We start from the raw sequence: 17,834 nt of genomic DNA on the forward strand, positions 1-17,834 counted from the left end.
CGTGAACACCTTGCTCACCCTGCACGACGTGGTCGCCGGCTACGGCGCGGGCGACATCCTCAAAGGCGTGGACCTCGAGGTCAGCGCCGGGACCGTGACCTGTCTGATCGGTCCGAACGGCGCGGGCAAGTCGACCGTGCTCAAGTGCGTCAGCGGCCTGCTTCGACCGCGGCTTGGTTCGGTGCGTTTCCAGGACGAGGAGATCAATCGTCTGTCCCCCCGGGCCCGCCTGCTGAAGGGGATCGTGCACGTGCCGCAGGACCGCAGCCTGTTCCCGGCCATGACGGTCATGGACAACCTGCTGATGGGCGGCTACGTGATGTCGGACCAGAAGGCGGTACGGCGCCGGATCGAAGAGGCGGCGGAGGTCTTCCCCATCTGCCGCAAGCGCGCCAACGACCACGCCGGATCGTTGTCCGGAGGCGAGCAGAAGCAGGTCGAATTGGCTCGCACGCTCGTCCTCGACCCTGCCCTGATCCTGCTGGACGAACCCTCGATCGGGCTCGACCCGAAATCCCGGCATCAGGTCTTCGCCAGCATCCGCCGCCTCGCCGAGAGCGGACGCACCGTCCTGCTCGTCGAGCAGAACGCCCGCTCGGGGCTGGCCGCCTCGGACTTCGGCGCCGTTCTGGAAAGCGGCGTGGTGCGACTGGTGGCCACCGGAACCGAGTTGCTCGATGACCCCGAAGTTGCCCGGCTGTACCTCGGCGCCGCCGGCGCCCGCACAGCACCCACGAACTCAGTCGCCTCGGCGGCACCCGGAGAAGGAGCACGATGATCACAGAGCAGAGCCGCATCGGGTGGATCGGTGCGGGGCGGATGGGCCATGCCATGGCGGCCAGGTTGCTCAAGCACGGCCGCGACGTGACGGTGTGGAACCGCACCCGCGCCAAGGCCGAGGACCTGATCGGACTCGGCGGGCACCTGGCCGACACCATCGCCGAACTGGCCGATCGCGACATCGTCTTCACGATGGTCTCGGCCGACGCCGACCTCCTCGAGGTCATGCTCGGCGAGGGTGGGCTGCTCAAGCAGGAATCCATCCCGGCCGTCATCGTCGACTCGAGCACCGTCTCGGCAGCGACCTCGGACATCGTCCGCGAGGCGGTCACCGCGCGCGGCTCGGCGTTCCTGGTCTGCCCCGTGAGCGGTAACGCCAAGGTCGTCAAGGCCGGTCGCCTGTCGATTGCGGCGTCGGGCTCGGAGGAGATCTTCAGCCAGGTCGAACCGCTGCTGTCCGACATCGCGGCTTCGGTCACCTACGTCGGCGAAGGCGACCTGGCGCGGTTGGTCAAGATCGCCCACAACGTCTTCCTCGGCGTCGTGACCCAGTCGCTGGCCGAAATCACCGTGCTCGCCGAGCAGGGCGGGGTGAGCCGGGCGGCCTTCCTCGACTTCCTCAACCGTTCGGTGATGGGCTCGACCTTCAGCCGGTACAAGGCGCCGGCAATGGTCAATCTGGATCTGACTCCGACCTTCACGACGACCCTGCTGCGCAAGGATCTGGACCTCGGCCTGGCCGCGGCTCGCGCCCTCAACGTGACCATGCCCCTCACCGCGGCCACTCATGCCCTCGTGCAGGCGGCCATCGGGCGCGGACACGGCGATGCGGACTTCGCTGCACTGCTCGTGGAGCAGGCGCGCTCCTCCGGCGTCGAACTCAAGCCGGAGAACGTCGAGGTCGACGACGGTCTGGGCACCGCGCCCCAGGCTTCGGTGTGAGTGCCACGCACGACGCTCGACCGCTGGCCGCCCCGGGCCACATGGGCGTCGACTACGAGATGCGCATCGATTTCGACCGGTTGCGGAGCTATCGCCTGCAGCGGGCGAAGGAATCGCTGTCGGCGAGTGGTTGCGGGGCCTTCCTGCTGTTCGACTTCTACAACATCCGCTACGTCACCCAGACCTGGATCGGCGGCGCGCTCGGCGACAAGATGACGCGCTACGCGCTGCTGACCGATCCCGGCGAACCGATGCTGTGGGACTTCGGCTCGGCGGCACGGCACCACCGGCTGTACTCGCCCTGGCTGGAGCCGGAGAACTGCCACGCCGGGATGCTCGGCCTGCGCGGGGCGATCGCGCCGAGCGCAGGGCTGATGGAGTCGGCCGTGCGGCAGATCAAGGGGCTGCTCACCGATGCGGGCGTCGCCGACTCACCGGTCGGGGTCGATATCGTCGAGCCGGCCTTCCTGTTCGAGATGCAGCGCCAGGGGCTGACCGTCGTCGATGCCCAGCAGTTCATGCTCGACGCCCGGGTGATCAAGAACCAGGACGAGATCATCCTGCTCAACCAGGCCGCAGCGATGGTCGACGGCGTCTATCAGGACATCGTCGAGGCCCTGCGGCCCGGCATTCGCGAGAACGAGATCGTCGCCCTGGCCAGCAAGCGCCTGTACGAGATGGGATCGGACCAGGTCGAGGCGATCAACGCGGTCAGTGGCGAACGCTGCAACCCGCACCCGCACAACTTCTCCGACCGCCTGATCCGTCCTGGCGACCAGGCCTTCTTCGACATCATCCACTCCTACAACGGCTATCGGACCTGCTACTACCGAACCTTCAGTGTCGGCAGCGCCACCGCCAGCCAACGGGATGCCTACACCAAGGCCCGCGAGTGGATGGACGTCGCTATCGCCGCGGTCAAACCGGGCGTCGGTACCGACGAGATCGCCGCGCTGTGGCCGGCGGCGACCGAGTTCGGTTTCGCCACGGAGATGGACGCCTTCGGTCTGCAGTTCGGGCACGGTCTCGGACTCGGCCTGCACGAGCGGCCGATCATCTCCCGGCTCAACAGCATGACCGAGCCGATCGAACTCCAGGCCGGGATGGTGTTCGCCCTGGAGACGTACTGCCCCGCCAGCGACGGGTTCTCCGCCGCCCGGCTGGAGGAGGAGATCGTCGTGACGGAGTCCGGTCCCCGGCTGCTGACGCTCTTTCCGGCCCAGGACCTCATCGTCACCAATCCGTTCTGACCAACCGAGGAAACTGACATGACCCTCTCGACCGAGCTTTCCACGGACCTGTTCATCGGTGGCAAGAGCGTGGCCGCCTCCGATGGCAGCCGCTTCGACGTCATCGATCCCGCGACCGGGCAGAGCATCGCCACGGTGGCCGACGCCTCCGTCGCGGATGCGATCGCCGCGGTCGACGCCGCCGACAACGCCGCACCGGGCTGGGCCGCGCTGGCTCCGCGCCAACGGGCCGAGATCCTGCGGCGCGCCTTCGAGCTCATGACCGAGCGGGCGGAGGAGTTCGCCCAGCTCATCACGCGCGAAAACGGCAAGGCCCTCCCCGACGCGCGCGGCGAGGTTGCCTACGCGGCCGAGTTCTTCCGGTGGTATTCGGAGGAGGCATCGCGGATCACCGGCTCGGTGGCCACCGCCCCGAACGGCGCGAACCGGATTCTGGTCGTTCGGGAACCCGTGGGGATCTGCGTCCTGGTCACCCCGTGGAACTTCCCGGCGGCGATGGCCACTCGCAAGATCGGGCCCGCCCTGGCGGCTGGCTGCACCGTGGTCCTCAAACCGGCCAGCGACACCCCGCTGACCGCGCTGGCGATGGCCGCGCTCCTGGACGAGGCCGGCGTTCCGCCCGGCGTGGTCAACGTGATCCCCGGCCGTCGCTCGGGCGCGATCGTCTCGGCGATGTTGCACGACCCACGGGTCCGCAAGTTGTCGTTCACCGGTTCCACCGAGGTGGGACGGCTGCTGCTGCGCGAGTCCGCCGATCACATCGTCAACACCTCGATGGAACTGGGCGGCAACGCGCCGTTCCTGGTCTTCGCCGACGCGGATCTGGACGCGGCCCTCGACGGCGCCATGATCGCCAAGATGCGTAACGCGGGCGAGGCATGCACGGCGGCGAACCGGATCTACGTCGAGGCGTCGGTCGCGCCGGAATTCAGTCGACGGCTGGCCGAGCGGATGGCGGCCCTGGTCCTCGGCCCTGGGCTGGAGGACGGCGTGCAGGTCGGCCCGCTGGTCAACCAGGACGCCGTCGACAAGGTGTCCCAGCTGGTGTCCGACGCGGTCGACAACGGAGCGCGGGTGCTGCTCGGCGGGCAGGTTCCCGAGCGCGCCGGCTTCTACTACGAGCCGACCGTGCTCGTTGACGTCGATCCCGAATCCGCCTTGCTGCGCGAGGAAATCTTCGGCCCGGTCGCGCCGATCGTCACCTTCCAGACCGAGGACGAGGCCGTCCGGCTGGCCAACGCCACCGAGTACGGACTCGTTTCCTACGTCTACACCGGGGATCTGGCGCGCGGCCTGCGGGTCAGCGAGCGCTTGGAATCGGGCATGGTCGGGCTCAACCGCGGACTGGTCAGCGATCCGGCCGCACCGTTCGGCGGCGTCAAGCAGAGCGGGATCGGCCGTGAGGGTGGCCACGAGGGCGTGCTGGACTACACCGAATCCAAGTACATCGCGGTGGCGTGGTGAGCTCGGTGAGCACGCCGGAATCCGCGGCACCGGAAACCGAACCGCACCGGCGCCCGGGACTCCCCGGGATGACCGGTGTGGACCACATCGGTTTCACCGTCCCCGACCTCGACCAGGCCCGGCGGTTCCTCGTCGACGTCCTGGGCTGCGAATACCTCTACGCCCTTGGGCCCTACGTCCACGACGACGACTGGATGAGCGAGCACCTCGACGTCCACCCGCGCGCCGTCATGCAGCAGTTGCACTTCTTCCGCTGTGGCGACCAGGCCGTCTTCGAGGTTTTCCAGTACTCGGCGCCCGACCAACGAACCGACCGCCCCCGCAACAGCGACGTCGGCGGCCATCACGTGGCGTTGTACGTCGAGGACATGGACGAGGCGGTGACCTATCTGACCGAGCGCGGCGTGACGGTGCTCGGGCAGCCGACCGCCAGCAGCGGTCCCAGCAGCGGCCAGCGCTGGGTGTACTTCCTGGCGCCGTGGGGCATGCAGTTCGAACTGGTGTCCTACCCGAACGGCAAGGCCTTTGATCCTCAAGCGACCGCGGGCGGTCCCCACCGGAGAAGCGCATGACCGATTACAAGTCCCTCGACCCCGCCGCGACCTGGCAGGAGGTCAGCACCTCGGAAGCGGATTGGGATTCGGCTGCGCCCGAGCTGCTGAGCGCCATGTTCAGCCAGCTCGTCCTGATCCGCAGCTTCGAGGAGTTCGTCCTGGAACTGGCCGCCGAAGGCCTCGTGCACGGGCCGGCCCACTCCAGCATCGGCCAGGAGGGCGGGGCTGTCGGCTCCGTCCTCGCCCTGACCAGCGAGGACACGGTCAACGGTTCGCATCGCGGGCATCATCAATTCCTGGCGAAAGTGCTCCAGCACATCGAACCGAAGGGGATCGACCCCACGGCGCCGTACTCGGACGAGATCCGCGGGGTGCTGCTCACCAGTCTGGCCGAGATCTGCGGACTGGACCGCGGCTTCAGCCACGGACGCGGTGGATCGATGCACCTGCAGTGGAAACAGGCCGGTGCGATCGGCACGAACGCCATCGTCGGCGGTGGCGTCCCTCTGGCGGCGGGCTCGGCCTGGGCCCACCGGCAGGCAGGCACCGACGCGGTCGCCGTCACGTATTTCGGCGACGGCGCCATCAACATCGGCTCCACGCTGGAGACGTTCAACCTGGCCGCGGCGTGGAAGCTGCCGATCTGCTTCTTCGTCGAGAACAACGGTTATGCGGTGTCCACCAGTGTGGCCGAGGCGACCGGTGAACCCCGCCTGTCGGGCCGAGGACCCGGGTTCGGCATTCGCAGCTTCTCCGTCGACGGGATGAATCCGCTGGCCGTCTACCTGACGATGGTCGAGGCGGTGGAGCACATGCGTGCCGGCCACGGCCCGACCCTGGTCGAGGCCCACGTCTACCGCTACTTCCACCAGAACGGCGGCTTCGCCGGCAGCGCGTTCCGGTATCGCACGAAGGAGGAGGAGACGGCCTGGCGCGCCCGCGATCCGATCGAGCAGCTCGCATTCCACCTGCAACGGCGCGAGATCCTCACCTCCGACGAGCTGAGTGACAGCAGGCACCGCGCGCAGCAGTTGATGGCCGACGTCGGTGGCGTACTGCTCGAAGCCGTGCCCGGCGGCAAGCCCGGCCAGCGCCGGATCGTCGCCACCGAGTGGCCGGATCCGGCCTTCGTCGACGTGGGTGTGCGCGGTGACCTGAGCGAGTTCGAGGACGCCTATATCAGCGACCGCGACAGCTTCACCGGCCAGCTCGCGGAGACCAAGTTCATCGACGCCGTCGCCACCGTGATGAACCGGCGCATGTCCACCGACCCCGGCATCGTCGTGATGGGCGAGGACGTTCATCACCTCAACGGCGGAACCAACGGAGCCACCCGAGGACTCAAGGAGGCCTACCCGGACCGCGTGCTGGGCACGCCGATCAGCGAGAACGCCTTCACCGGCCTCGGCGGCGGGATCGCGCTCGACGGCCGGTTCACGCCCGTCGTCGAGCTGATGTACGCCGACTTCATGTGGGTCGCGGCCGATCAGCTGTTCAATCAGATCGGCAAGGCACGGCACATGTACGGTGGGACCGGCGCGGTCCCGTTCGTGCTCCGCAGCAAGGTCGCGATGGGCACTGGGTACGGCTCCCAGCACTCGATCGACCCGGCCGGCATCTTCGCCACCGCACCGGGCTGGCGGATCGTCGCCCCGTCCACCCCGTTCGACTACGTCGGTCTGATGAACACCGCTCTGCGCTGCCAGGACCCCGTCGTCGTACTGGAACACGTCGACCTCTACAACTCCGTCGGCGAGGGACCCGTCGAGGACTTCGACTACTGCCTGCCGGTGGGGCGGGCCGCGGTTCGCCGGGAAGGTACGCAGGTCACGATCCTGAGCTACCTGGCCATGACCAACTACGTCCTGGAGGCCGTCGCCGAGGTCGAATCGGTCGACGCCGAGGTGATCGACCTGCGCTGGCTGGACCGGGCGAGCCTGGACTGGGACACGATCGGCGCGAGCATCGCCAAGACCAACTGCGTCATCATCGCCGAGCAGGGCCCCCGCGGGACCTCCTACGGCGCCTGGCTGGCCGACGAGATCCAGCGGCGGTACTTCGACTGGCTCGATCACCCGGTGCAGCGAGTAACCGGCGGTGAGGCCTCCCCGAGTATCAGCAAGGTGCTCGAACGCGCCGCGATCGCCCAGAGCGCTGAGGTCGTCGCGGCCCTGCGCGAGATCGAGGGACGCTGACATGCCGGTACTGCTGCGGATGCCCGAGGTCGCCGCGAACACCACCGAAGCCGTGCTGCTGAGCTGGCCGATGGCCGAGAACGTGCCCTTCGCCTCCAGGGACACCATCGCCACCGTCGAGACGGCCAAGGCCGTGGTGGACGTCGAAGCCGAGTCGGCCGGGGTGATTCTGCGGACCCTCGTGAGCGAGGGGACCGAGGTCGCGGTGGGCGATCCGATCGCGCTCATCGCTGCCACCGACGAGCAGGTCGCCGACGTGGACGCGGCGCTGCTGGCCTTGGGCTACGTCGCCGGCGGGTCATTGACCCCGGACATCGCCGATGCCCCCGACATTCCCGAGGCTGCCGACATTCCCGAGGCTGCCGATGTTCCGGATGGTGGCGACGTCGCTGAGGCTGCCGATGTTCCGGATGGTGGCGACGTCGCTGAGGCTGCCGACGTCGCGCCGATGCCCGGCCAGAACCACAGCGAGAGCACGACCGCGAGGGTCTTCGCGAGCCCGCTCGCACGACGACTGGCACGCGAGGCCGACCTTCGCGTCGCCGACATCCAGGGCACCGGCCCCAATCGCAGGATCGTGCGCCGCGACGTCGAACAAGCTTTGCAGCGAAGGGCGAAATCGGCGTCGGAGCCGACCCCGGTGACGGCCTCGCTACCCGACTCACCGCCCAACTCACTGCCGCCTGCGGGACCGATCTCAGGATCGGCAGCGGGATCGGCAGCGGGATCGGCCGAGTTCCAGGACAAGCCACACTCCCGGCTCCAGCGGTTGATCGCGGCCCGGTTGACCGAGAGCAAGCAGACCGTCCCGCATTTCTACCTTCGCGCCGCGGCGCGGGTGGACCGGCTGCTGGCGCTGCGGGCCGAGTTGAACGACAACGCCACGGTCCGGGTGTCGGTGAACGATCTGGTCGTCAAGGCCGTGGCGTGCGCGCACGCGCAGGTACCGGCCCTGAACGCCCAATGGACCGACGAGGCCATGCGGTGGTTCGCCGCCTCCGACATCGCGGTGGCCATTGCGGCCCCGGCCGGGCTCGTCACGCCCGTCCTGCGCGATGTCGGCCGGCTGTCGATCACCGACGTGGCCCGGGGCACCAAGGACTTCGTCGCGCGCGCCGGCGACGGACAATTGCGCCAGGCCGAGCTCGAAGGCGGGAGCATCACCGTCACCAACCTGGGCATGTACGGCGTGCACGACTTCGACGCCATCATCAACCCGCCCCAAGCGGCGATCCTCGCGGTCGGCGCGGCAACGCAGGAACCCCTGGTACGTAAGGGAACCGTGCGGGTGGCGACGATGATGCACCTGACCCTGTCCGTCGACCATCGGGTCGCCGACGGGGCGGCGGCCGCGCAATGGTTGGCGGCGCTGGTCGAGGTGCTGGAGCGTCCGATCCGGATCCTGGCCTGAAGGTAAAAGCCGGTCCCGAGGCTGACTACCCGTCGGTCCCGAGCGGCAGCACGAACGTGGCGCTGGGGGCCTGGACCGTCAAGACGTCGCCCGCGCTCCCGGTTTCGTGCAGCCGGACGGCCACCACCGTGCCCGAGACCTCGTTGGCGATGTAGAGCCAGTCGGCGACCACGGCGATGTGCCGCGGCCACTGACCGTGGGCCGGCACGGCCCCGATCCGCTCCACCCGGTGCGCGCAAGACGCGTCGATACTCGCTGTTCCGTCCACCGCGAACAGCGTGATCTCGTCCGCACCGCGCTGCGAGGCGAACAGTCGCGACCCTTCCAGCACGAGGGTCGCCGCGAGGTTGCCGGACGAGTTCGCGTCCGCAAGGCACGGGACGTGCTGGCTCACTTCCGGCCGCTGCGCCGACCAGTCGATGACCGCCAGCGAACTGTCGAGCTCGCCCAACACGTAAGCGGTCGATCCGTCCGGCGCGAACACGATCTGGCGCGGCCCGGAACCGCTCGGCAGCGAAACGGCCGCAAGGTCGGGTCCGAACCGTCCGGTCGACGGATCGAACGGCACCCGCCGGACCACGTCGGCGCCGAGGTCGGCCACGGCCAGCTCGGAATGCCCCGGCCGCAGCGCGATCATGTGCGGGTGCGAGCTCTGCTGCCGCGCGGCCAGCGGCCCACTGCCGGTGAAACGCCGGACGTCCGTCGCAGGACCGAGCTCGCCGGACGGCGAAACCGGATGCACCGCGATCGTCGATCCCGAGTAGTTCGCGGTGAAAAGAAACTCCCCCGACGGGTCGAGCAACAGGTGGCACGGGTCCGCGCCCCCACTGGGCCGACTCGAGACCGGGACCAGTGAGACCGACGAGGCCGGCCCGTAGGCATCCAGCCGAAAGCTGTGCAGCACGCCCGGATCACCCTCCTCGACCGCGAAAACCACCTCGCCGTCGAGGGAAACCGCCAGCGCGCTGGGTGATACGGCCGCGCCCGCGAGGCCGGTGACGGTCAGCGTCGCCGCCGCGTGATCGTGTGTGAGGAGCAGCATCCCGACGCCGGTGCCGCGGGGTGGGGTGTAGCAGCCGATCAGCAACCGCAGCGGATCGGTCGGCTCGAAGGCGCTCACGGCCGTCACCCTAACGCCGCAGTCCAGCCAGGATCTCCAGCTCGCGTTTGTCGTCCAGGGCCGAACCGACGGCGACAACCCGAGCCCCCGCGCGCAGGAAGACCTCGGCGTTCGCGGCCGATATCCCGCCGGTGGCGACGAAGTTCATCGTGGGGAACGGGCCCTGCATCGCTTGAAACCATGCGGGTCCGAGCACCGAGGCGGGAAAGGCCTTGAGCCAGCGCACGCCGATACGCTGCGCCAGCTGGATCTCCGAAGCGGTCGCCACGCCCGGCAGGTTCGGCAGTCCGGCAGTGAGCGAGGCGGTCACCACCGTCGGGTCCAGCCCGGGGCTCACGGTGAATTGCGCACCGGCCTCGGCGGCCATCCTCACCTGGCCCGGGTCCAGGACGGTGCCTGCTCCGACGCGGAGCCCGCGCTCGCGGCCGGCGGCCACGACCAGTCGCAAGGCAGCCACGGCCTCGTCGCTCTGGATGGGTACCTCGACCAACTGCACGCCCAGGTCCCAGGCACGCACGGCCAGTTCCAGCGTTCGCGACGGAGAATAGCCCCGCAGAATGGCCATAACGGGGTGCCGAGCCAACGCCGCGGTGAACCAGTCCGCCGCAGGTGTCGGCTCCGCCGCAGGTGTCGGCTCCGCCGCAGGTGTCGGCTCCGCCGCGGGTGCCGGCTCCGCCGCGGGTGCCGGCTCCGCTGCGGGTCGCGCTGCGCTCACCATGTGCTCATCCCCCGTCTGCCCGGTCTCCACCTTGCCACCTGTGCCGGTACGGCCGGTAGAGCGGATAGGGCCGATGGGGACGGGTGGGGCAGCGCCCCTCGTACCTGGGCGAAGGTAGTTGTACGTTCACAGAAGGGACTCCGACGTAGGAGAGTCCGATCGAGAGGATGAGGAATACCCATGTCCGGAAACGACTTCTTCGCGCGACTGCCCGACAAGCCCTGGTTCACCGTGACCAGCACCGACGCGACCGACGGTCAGCCGTTCGCGCCGGCCCAGATGTCCGGTGCCTTCGGCGTGCCCGGCGGCGAGGACGTCTCGCCGCACCTGTCGTGGTCCGGCTTCCCGGCAGAGACGAAAAGCTTCGCCGTCACCATCCATGACCCCGACGCCCCGACCGGCTCGGGCTTCTGGCACTGGGCCGTCGCCGACATTCCCGCCTCGGTGACCGAGCTGGGCAGCGGAGCCGGCGAGTCTTCGGGAGCCGCGCTGCCCGATGGCGCGTTCCAGCTGCGCAACGACGGAGGCGCAGCCGGCTTCATCGGGGCCGCCCCACCGGCCGGCCACGGCGAACACCGTTACTTCATCGTCGTCCACGCCCTGGACGTCGAGAGCCTGGGCGTCCCCCAGGACGCCAGCCCGGCATTCCTCGGATTCAACATCACGAGTCACGTCCTGGCTCGCGCCGTCATCACGCCCACTGCGGAGATTCCGGGCGACTGAGCCCCGATCGAGGGTGCCGCTACTCCGTTACAGGCGGTTGATCGGCCGATGAGAACCTGGAGGGGTGCTGGCCTGCCGAGCGGCCAGCCCCTTTCAGCACCCCCGCCGATCCGTCCCCTAGAGTGATCGGTGAACGGGAGTAGTCCCTCTGAGCCATCCTGCTGACTGTCGACACACTGGCCGGCGCGAGCCGTCCCGGCATTCAGGGCCTGAGCAATTCGGGCTGGACGAGACGTTCGGACATCGCCAGCCTCGGCTGCCGGTTTCCGGATGCTCGGTTCCCGACCTCGCAGCCCGGACCGGCGGCCCCGACCCGAGAGGGTTCTCGTGCTCGACTTCGCTGTGATCGCCACGGTCTTCGTGCTGATCTTCGTAGGAGAACTTCCCGACAAGACCGCTGTGGCCGGCCTGGTGCTGGGCACCCGGTTCCCCGCGCGGTGGGTGTTCGCCGGCATCGCCGCCGCCTTCCTCACCCACGTCGTCATCGCCGTGGCGGCCGGTTCGTTGATATCGCTGCTCCCGCGTCGCCCGGTCGAGGCCATCGTGGCGGTGCTGTTCCTGCTGGGTGCGGTCCTGATCTGGCGCGAGGGCCGTCACGATGAGGAGGAACTGGAAGCCGAGGAGGAGGCCGCGGTCGGCACCGTGCCCGCGACCGCCGGCTTCTGGAAGGTCGCCTCGCTCGGCTACGGGGTGATCTTCCTGGCTGAATGGGGCGACCTCACCCAGATCCTCACGGCGAATCTGGCCGCGAAGTACCACGACCCGATCTCGGTGGGCATCGGCGCCGTGCTGGGGCTGTGGACCGTCGGCCTGCTCGCCATCCTCGGCGGCCGGACATTACTGAAGGTGCTGCCGATCCGGTGGATCACCCGGATCGCCGCCGTGGTCATGCTGGCGCTGGCGGCCTTCAGCTTCACCCAAGCCCTGTAAGCGCATAGTGCGGCCCGAACTTTGGTCGGCGACCGGCGTGTCGCCAAAGTTCGGGCCGCACTATGCATCGACGGAGCAGGAAAAGAGCGACAGGGTGGGCGGGCCGTCAGTCGGTGGTGAGAACCATGCGGAAGCGGGCCTGGCCGGACAGCATCCGTTCGAAGGCGGACTGAGCCTGCTCCAGCGGGACCTGCTCGACCCAGGCACGAACGCCGGACTGGGCCGCGAACTGCAGGGTGTGCTCGGTGTCCAGCGCGATGCCCGAGGCGTGACCGTAGATCTTGCGCGAACCTCCCAGCAGCTGAAGCCCGGTGACCTGCAAGGCCTCCGGGGTGGCCCCCACGATGATCAGTTCGCCGCGCCGGGCGAGCCCGTCGATGGTGGCCGACATGGCATCGGCGTTCGTGACCGTGGCCAGCACGACCTTGGCGCCGCCGAGGGCCTGCAAGGATTCGGCCACGTTCTGCGAGGTGCTGTCGATGTATTCCTCGGCCCCGAGTTCCTTGGCCAGCGGACCCTTGTCGGCCCCGCGGGCGATCGCAACGGGGCGAAAGCCCATCGCGGCGGCGAACTGCACTCCGAGGTGTCCGAGTCCGCCCACGCCGAGAATTGCCACCACATCACCCGGGCGGGCGGCGCTGCGCCGCAGTGCGTTGAAGACGGTCACGCCTGCGCAGGCCAGCGGAGCGGCCTCGACGGAGGTCAGCTCGTCAGGGATCCGGGCCAGGGCGATCGCCGGCACGATCACCTGATCGGCGTACCCGCCGGGGTAGGCGACGCCGGGAATCTGCAGGTGCGGGCAGTTGACCCCGTCGCCCTCTCGGCACGCCTCGCAGTAGCCGTCACTGCCCCCGTACCAGCCGACCGCGACGCGCTGACCGACTTCGAAGCCCTCCACGTGCTCGCCGAGGGCGTCGATCCGGCCCGCGATCTCGTGGCCGGTGGTGCAGGGAAAGGTCACGCCCGGCAGGTGCCCGGCGGTGATCATGTCGTCGGAATGGCAGATCCCGCACGCCTCGACGGCGATCCGGACCTGGCCCGGTCCGGGGTTACGCGACTCGACGTGGACAAGGGAGAACCCGTCGCCAGGAGCGGCGACCTGCATGGAGCGGTAGGTATCAGTCATGCTTCCACTCTGCCTGCTCCCGGCGCCCGATGTAGGCATAGTGCGGCCCGAACTTTGGTCGGCGACCGGCGTGTCGCCAAAGTTCGGGCCGCACTATGCACTTGTCGGCCGACCCGCACGGTACGGGCTTTTGCGCTGACCGCACGGCACCGGCTCTAGCGTCGGGCCCATGGACCCGTTGCAGACCGCTGATCTTCTCCGTCCGGTGCTGAGTGAGCTCACCGAGGTGGTGGGCGGCGTCAAGCAATCCCAGCTTTCGGACCCGACCCCGTGTTCGGAGCGGGACGTGGCCGAGCTGCGCAGGCACGTCGTCGGGTGGTTGAGCGCGTTCTCCGGCGGCTTCGCCGATCCCGAGGGCAAGGCGCCGATGGCCGATCTGGACGGGTACACCGCTCCGGACGATCCCGCCGCCGCGGTCGCTGCGGCAGCGCGGGAGCTGGACACCGCCGTGCGTTCTGGCGCGGCGGAGCGGCCACTGACGTTGGGTGAGTCCGCAATGCCGGCCGACATGGCGTTGTCCATGATCCTGTGGGAGTACCTGGTGCACGGCTGGGATCTGGCCCGCGCGACCGGACAGAACTGGTCCCCGTCGGCCGCCGCCGCGCAGGCCGCGCTCGACTTCGCCCCGGGCATGCTCACGGCGGACTACCAAGGCGAGGGAAAGGCCTTCGGTCCGCCCGTCGAAGTACCGGAGGGCGCTCCTCCGCTGGATCGCCTGGTCGGTCTGTCCGGTCGGGATCCGTCCTGGCGGGCGGGCTGACTCAGCCCGCTTGTTCGCGGCGGCGGGCCCGGTAGGCCGCCACATTGGCCCGGTTGCCGCACCCCCGGTCGCAGAATCGGCGGGAGGAGTTCTTCGACAGATCGACGAGGACGTCCTCGCAGTCCTCCGCGGCGCAGGTGCGCAGCCGGCCCAGTTCGTCCATCCTGATCACATCGACGAACGCCATCGCGGCCTCCACGGCCATGCGTTGCGCCAGCGGAGCCGCCGAATCGGTGGCGTGCAGGTGGTAGTCCCACTGATCGTGCTTCACCAACTGCGGCAGCGCGCGCGCCTCGGTCAGTAGCCGGTTGACGATCTGCACGGCCTGGTCGAGGTCGGCGTCCCACAACGGCCGCAGCCGCACCCGGAGCGCGCGGACCTCCGCCAGCTCGGCCTCGCGCGCGGCCGAGCCGACCGCCCGCGAGCCCGTCCACTCCCAGGTGCGCACGAACTCGTCGAGCCGGGCCGTGTCGGGCAGTTCTTCGCTTCCGGACAACCGGTCCGGCGAGGTGTTCACCAGCGCGGCGGCGCCGGCCAGCGCCACTTCGGTGTCATGGGCAAAAAGCAACTTGACTCCTTTCGCACCCGGGCCTAGCGTCGGTCCTGTAATGATCGTAAACCTCTTTGCTCCTGTCATCACCGCGGAGCGTCGCACCTGGAGTCGGTATTCATGAGCGAACAGCCCGGTAGCACCGCAACCGCGGAACCGACCGGTGTTACCGCAACCGTGAAGACGCGTCTCAGCGGCGGGACCGCGCTCGCGTACGGGTCAGGTTTCGCCCTGCTGTCCGCGGCCACCTTCGGCACGTCGGGCAGCTTCGCGACATCGCTGATGGGCGCGGGCTGGAGTTCAGGCGCCGCGGTCACCGTGCGGATCACCGTCGCCGCGCTTGTCCTGGCGCTGCCCGGGGCGTACCAGCTGCGCGGCAAGTGGGCGGCGGTCTGGCGGGAGCGGTGGTCGCTCGCGCTGTACGGCCTCGTCGCGGTTGCGGGCTGTCAGCTGTTCTTCTTCAACGCCGTCAACCACCTCTCGGTCGGCGTGGCGTTGCTCCTGGAGTACTCGGGCACCCTGCTCGTCGTCCTGTGGCTGTGGGCGAGCCAGGGCAAACGACCGAGTCGGACGACCGCACTCGGCATCGCCGCCTCGGTCCTCGGCCTCGTCCTCGTGCTGCAGATCTGGAACGAGCGGCAACTGGACCTCGTCGGCCTGGCCTGGGGCCTGGCCGCGGCCGTCGGGCTGGCCGTGTTCTTCGTGATCTCGGCGCGTACCGACAGCGAACTGCCGCCGGTGGCCAGCGCCTGGGTCGGGATGAGCGTGGGTGCGTTGGCCTTGGCTGCCAGCGCGGCGGTCGGGGTGCTGCCGCTGCACGCCTCCACCCGGCCGGTGACCCTCGCCGGGACGCAGCTGAGCTGGCTGGTCTCCGTTGCGGGCCTGTCCCTCGTGGCCGCCGTCGTCGCCTACTGCGCGGGGATCTCGGCCGCGCGCCGGCTCGGGGCGACGGTCGCGTCCTTCTTCGGGCTCACCGAGGTCCTCTTCGCGGTCTTCTTCGCGTGGGTCCTGTTGTCGGAGAAGCCATCGGGCATCCAGGCGGTCGGCGGTCTTGCCGTGCTGGTCGGCATCGCCCTCATCCAGCTCGGTGAACGCGGCGCGCCGACCCACTGAGGCGTCGGGCCACCGCGGGCGCATCAGTCCGGGACGAGCCAGGCGTTCAGTTCCACGAGGCCGCGCGGTTGACTCTCGGCGATCCGGGCGAGCTGCTCGGTGACGAAGGCGAGTTGCACGTCGATGACGGGCGAACCGTCGCGCGTCAGGCCCTGGCCGGTGGCGTACAGCCCGCTTCCCGGAAACGCACCCTCGGTGGGCGGTGCGAAGGCTTTCTGCGCCGAGTCGATCTCGGCCCGGGAGTAGGGCGAGGTGTGGGTGCACAGGCGGTCACCGTAGGTCGGTCGGAGCGCGGCATCCGCAGCCGACGGGTGTCCCGCCGTGAGGACGTAGGCCACGACGGCGGTGCGGGACGGCCGAAGGATGGCCACCTGGACAACGTCGGCCGGGTGCCTTTCCTGATAGGACGTGGCCGCGCGGAGGTCATCGGCCAAGTTGATCGGGCCGCCCCGGGGCCAGCCGCCGGCCGGTGCCGGACAGGGCGGGATGTCGAATCGGCTGCTGGGGACGAGTCCGTACGCCGGGACCCGGGACTGGCTCGTGACTGTCACCGCGCCGGCGGCGTACCGGCCGGAAATCCGGGCTGTTCCGGCGATGGTGCCGCCCACGGCGAGGCGACCGGTGAGCTGATCGAGGTTCGCGCCGTGCAGGTCGACCCCGATCGGGCAGTACTTGGCCGGTTGTGGCGGCCCGGCGGTTCCAGTGGCCGCCTCAGCGGCCGGAGCGCACCAGCGCACCGGATGCCCGGGCACCGACACCACCTCGCCGGTGGCGGTGACGGACTGGCCGTCGTGCAGGATCAGGGCGCGGTAGTCCGCCCGCGTGCGTTGCGTCGGATCCGTGGGTGCCGCTGAGGACGGCGGGCTCGCCGGGGTCGGGTGGCGTGTCTGCCCGCCGGTGGCTGACTGTTGGGCAGCGGTTCGGGCGGCGGTTCGAGGGGCGGTTCGGGGGGCGGTGGACGACGAGGGCTGCGCGGCGCAAGCGCTCAGCACGATCAGCGGAAGAACAGCCAGCGCCCAGCCGGCCGTGGTGTTCCGGGAGCGGAACGGCGACACAGTCATACCGACTTGACGCGGCGACCCCCCGTTGACGTTGCCCTCGTTGCGCCCCACCTCCCGTTGAGGTTGCCCTCGTTGCGCCCCACCTCCCGTTGAGGTTGCCCTCGTTGCGCGCCACCTCCCGTTGAGGTTGCCCTCGTTGCGCGCCACCTCCCGTTGAGGTTGCCCTCGTTGCGCGCCACCTCCCGTTGAGGTTGCCCTTGTTGCGCGCCGCAGCGAGTCGTTCGCCCACGCCGGGGGCGGAATCCGTCCTCACCGGGCCGGGCTACACACAGCCGTCACACTGATTGGCTACCGTCGGCGCGTGACGTTGCTGCGCCGCTTCCGCCGCCCACTACTCCCGTTGCTGCTCGCGGTCATCGTTCTGGTGACTCTGGTCCTGATGGCCGAACCCGCAGTCGCGGGCAGGCCGCCAGGCACGCCCGTGGCAACGACTTTCCTCGGTGACCCAACGGTGGCGGCGGTGTTCCGCGACGGCTTGGCCGCCGGGCATGAGTGCACGGCGAGCGTCGTGCGCAGCCCGAGCCGGTCCGTCCTGATCGGGGCCGCTCACTGTTTCTCGGGCACCGCCGCCGGTGTTCAGGTCGTCCCGGGCTACCACGACGGATTGGCGCCCTACGGGGTCTGGACCGTCACCGCGGCCTACGTGGATCCGGCCTGGATCGCGAACCAGAACCCGCAACGTGACTGGGTCTTCCTAGTCGTGGCTGCGCAGAAACAGCACGGACGGACAGTTCGGATTCAGGACGTGGTGGGAGGAAACCTCCCCCTGTTCCGGATCGCGAACCACCAGCGCGTCACCGTGCCTGCCTACGGCGGAGGGATCAACGACCGACCGATCACCTGCACGGTTGCGTCCTACCGGTTCCAGGGTTATCCGGCCTTCGACTGCGACGGCTACATCGGAGGGACGAGCGGATCCCCGTGGCTGGTCCGCACGCCGGCGGGCTCGGCCGTGACCGGTGTGATCGGGGGGCTGCACCAAGGAGGTTGCGTGACCTGGACGTCGTACTCGTCTGTGCTGGGGGCACCAGCCTGGCGGGGCTACCTGCGCGCCACCACGAACACGGCACCGGACGTGCTGCCGGTTGCCGGCAGCGACGGCTGCTGACCGCCGCTGACGACGCTTGACGACGGCTG

At 69.4% G+C, this 17,834-nt stretch carries 17 protein-coding genes; 12 read left to right on the forward strand and 5 right to left on the reverse strand.

The genetic code is table 11. The features are described 5' to 3' along the window. Position 1: 1 nt before the first annotated feature. From M6D93_RS00305 to M6D93_RS00335, 7 genes are all read left to right on the forward strand, one after another. The gene (locus M6D93_RS00305; protein WP_249771983.1) at positions 2-778 is read left to right on the forward strand and encodes an ABC transporter ATP-binding protein; all 777 of its coding nucleotides are present in this window, start codon (positions 2-4) and stop codon (positions 776-778) included. Next, on the forward strand, positions 775-1,722 hold the full coding sequence (locus M6D93_RS00310) for an NAD(P)-dependent oxidoreductase (RefSeq protein WP_249771985.1): 948 nt from the start codon (positions 775-777) through the stop codon (positions 1,720-1,722). Before M6D93_RS00305 ends, M6D93_RS00310 begins: the two co-directional genes overlap by 4 nt. A gap of 41 nt (positions 1,723-1,763) precedes the next feature. After that, positions 1,764-2,972 (forward strand): M24 family metallopeptidase, encoded by a 1,209-nt coding sequence (locus tag M6D93_RS00315; RefSeq protein WP_347343713.1) that lies wholly within the window; start codon positions 1,764-1,766, stop codon positions 2,970-2,972. A gap of 18 nt (positions 2,973-2,990) precedes the next feature. Continuing rightward, positions 2,991-4,436, forward strand: coding sequence for an NAD-dependent succinate-semialdehyde dehydrogenase (locus M6D93_RS00320; RefSeq protein ID WP_249771989.1), 1,446 nt, complete (start codon positions 2,991-2,993; stop codon positions 4,434-4,436). 68 nt (positions 4,437-4,504) lie between these two features. After that, a complete protein-coding gene (locus tag M6D93_RS00325; protein ID WP_347343714.1) occupies positions 4,505-5,008 on the forward strand; it encodes a VOC family protein in 504 nt (167 codons plus the stop codon). Then, a complete protein-coding gene (locus M6D93_RS00330; RefSeq protein ID WP_249771993.1) occupies positions 5,005-7,185 on the forward strand; it encodes an alpha-ketoacid dehydrogenase subunit alpha/beta in 2,181 nt (726 codons plus the stop codon). Before M6D93_RS00325 ends, M6D93_RS00330 begins: the two co-directional genes overlap by 4 nt. Before the next feature lies 1 nt (position 7,186). After that, complete coding sequence (locus M6D93_RS00335) at positions 7,187-8,596, forward strand: dihydrolipoamide acetyltransferase family protein (RefSeq protein ID WP_249771996.1); 1,410 nt, start codon at positions 7,187-7,189, stop codon at positions 8,594-8,596. 25 nt (positions 8,597-8,621) lie between these two features. Here the strand turns inward: M6D93_RS00335 and M6D93_RS00340 are convergent, their stop codons facing one another. Next, positions 8,622-9,716, reverse strand: coding sequence for a lactonase family protein (locus M6D93_RS00340; RefSeq protein WP_249771998.1), 1,095 nt, complete (start codon positions 9,714-9,716; stop codon positions 8,622-8,624). 10 nt (positions 9,717-9,726) lie between these two features. Continuing rightward, on the reverse strand, positions 9,727-10,281 hold the full coding sequence (locus M6D93_RS00345) for a bifunctional 4-hydroxy-2-oxoglutarate aldolase/2-dehydro-3-deoxy-phosphogluconate aldolase (protein WP_249772000.1): 555 nt from the start codon (positions 10,279-10,281) through the stop codon (positions 9,727-9,729). Between the two features lie 333 nt (positions 10,282-10,614). On the opposite strand from M6D93_RS00345, the gene M6D93_RS00350 reads away from it, so the two are divergent. Together M6D93_RS00350 and M6D93_RS00355 are read left to right on the forward strand one after the other, a co-directional pair. Continuing rightward, positions 10,615-11,157: a YbhB/YbcL family Raf kinase inhibitor-like protein gene (locus M6D93_RS00350; RefSeq protein ID WP_249772002.1), complete on the forward strand. Its 543-nt coding sequence runs from the start codon at positions 10,615-10,617 to the stop codon at positions 11,155-11,157. Between the two features lie 327 nt (positions 11,158-11,484). Next, the gene (locus M6D93_RS00355) at positions 11,485-12,087 is read left to right on the forward strand and encodes a TMEM165/GDT1 family protein (protein WP_249772004.1); all 603 of its coding nucleotides are present in this window, start codon (positions 11,485-11,487) and stop codon (positions 12,085-12,087) included. Between the two features lie 106 nt (positions 12,088-12,193). Here the strand turns inward: M6D93_RS00355 and M6D93_RS00360 are convergent, their stop codons facing one another. After that, a complete protein-coding gene (locus M6D93_RS00360) occupies positions 12,194-13,213 on the reverse strand; it encodes an alcohol dehydrogenase catalytic domain-containing protein (RefSeq protein WP_249772006.1) in 1,020 nt (339 codons plus the stop codon). A gap of 169 nt (positions 13,214-13,382) precedes the next feature. On the opposite strand from M6D93_RS00360, the gene M6D93_RS00365 reads away from it, so the two are divergent. Next, positions 13,383-13,973, forward strand: a complete 591-nt coding sequence (locus M6D93_RS00365) for a TIGR03086 family metal-binding protein (protein ID WP_249772008.1) — start codon at positions 13,383-13,385, stop codon at positions 13,971-13,973. A gap of 1 nt (position 13,974) precedes the next feature. Here the strand turns inward: M6D93_RS00365 and M6D93_RS00370 are convergent, their stop codons facing one another. Further along, positions 13,975-14,541 (reverse strand): CGNR zinc finger domain-containing protein, encoded by a 567-nt coding sequence (locus M6D93_RS00370; RefSeq protein WP_249772010.1) that lies wholly within the window; start codon positions 14,539-14,541, stop codon positions 13,975-13,977. Positions 14,542-14,700: 159 nt separating this feature from the next. On the opposite strand from M6D93_RS00370, the gene M6D93_RS00375 reads away from it, so the two are divergent. Continuing rightward, positions 14,701-15,636, forward strand: a complete 936-nt coding sequence (locus tag M6D93_RS00375) for an EamA family transporter (RefSeq protein WP_249772012.1) — start codon at positions 14,701-14,703, stop codon at positions 15,634-15,636. Between the two features lie 23 nt (positions 15,637-15,659). On the opposite strand, the gene M6D93_RS00380 is transcribed toward M6D93_RS00375, so the two are convergent. Beyond that, positions 15,660-16,697, reverse strand: a complete 1,038-nt coding sequence (locus M6D93_RS00380) for a hypothetical protein (protein WP_249772014.1) — start codon at positions 16,695-16,697, stop codon at positions 15,660-15,662. 301 nt (positions 16,698-16,998) lie between these two features. Here M6D93_RS00380 and M6D93_RS00385 point away from each other — a divergent pair, with 301 nt between their 5' ends. Next, positions 16,999-17,805, forward strand: coding sequence for a trypsin-like serine peptidase (locus M6D93_RS00385; protein WP_249772016.1), 807 nt, complete (start codon positions 16,999-17,001; stop codon positions 17,803-17,805). Positions 17,806-17,834 lie beyond the last annotated feature (29 nt).

The organism is Jatrophihabitans telluris, from assembly GCF_023516435.1.
Taxonomy (GTDB): Bacteria; Actinomycetota; Actinomycetes; order Mycobacteriales; family Jatrophihabitantaceae; genus Jatrophihabitans_A; species Jatrophihabitans_A telluris.